This window comes from Aeromonas sp. 600774 (assembly GCF_049175075.1).
Lineage (GTDB): Bacteria > Pseudomonadota > Gammaproteobacteria > Enterobacterales > Aeromonadaceae > Aeromonas > Aeromonas veronii_A.
This window is the reverse complement of the sequence record NZ_JAAKUJ010000033.1, coordinates 1-974: the sequence shown is the minus strand read 5'-3', so window position 1 is coordinate 974 and position 974 is coordinate 1. Positions and strand designations below refer to the sequence as shown.

Annotated in this window: 1 protein-coding gene; it reads right to left on the bottom strand. The window is 55.1% G+C overall.

The window, feature by feature from the left end:
* Positions 1–974, bottom strand: a 974-nt coding sequence (locus G5171_RS20255; protein ID WP_421251642.1) for an ATP-binding protein, incomplete at both ends; no start/stop codon positions are given.

Sequence of the window (974 nt, the reverse complement as noted above, 5' to 3'; positions counted from 1 at the left end):
AGACAGCACTCCAGCTCCTCCAGTCCCACTGGTTTGAACAGGCAATCGTCCATGCCAGCCGCCAGTCCCTCGCTCACCTGCTCCTGACGGGCATCAGCCGTCAACCCCAAGATAAGGCAACGATGAGCCCCCCTATCCAATTCCAGAGATCTATATTGGCGAGTCAATTCAAAACCACTCATGCCGGGCATATTGAAGTCGGTGATCATTACGTCAAAGGGCACTTTAACAAGAAGATCCAACGCATCGGCACCCGACTCAACAGCCGTTGCATCATGCCCGAGATACGCCAACTGCTGACTGACCAGCAGCCGGTTAGTAGGGTGATCATCCACGATCATGACCCGTAGCTGACGGGTATAGCCCGTCATCGTGCCCAATGCCACTGGCGATGCAGGCTCGACTGCGCTGGCCAACGGCAACTTCATCTCGATACTGACACAAGTGCCGCGTCCGAGTTCACTCTCAAGCAACAGAGCCCCTCCCATCAACTCACAGAGCGAGCGGGAGATCATCAGACCGAGACCCGTGCCAGAACGCTGGATGTGCTCAGGCTGCCTCGCCTGACCAAAAGGCTGGAACAGCCTGGCTTGATCAGCGGGAGCAATGCCTATGCCCGTATCCCGAATAGCCAGCTGCAAAGTACACCAGCCGTCACTGGCTTTTGATTGCAACTCGACCCGCACCGATCCCTTATCCGTGTACTTTATGGCATTGCTGATAAGATTGGAGAGGATTTGTTTGTAGCAGATACTATCGACCAGAACCCAGCGAGGCTCACTGGCTGCGAGCTCCAGTTGCAAGTTCTTTTGTCTGGCCAGAGCGGTAAATACAGTGACGACCGAAGCCGTCAGCGCCACGATGTCATGGGATTCCGGCCTTAGTTCGAGCCGACCGGACTCTATCTTGGAAATATCCAGAATATCGCCAATCAGGCTCAACAGATCCTTGGCCGAACCATGGGCGATGGAGAG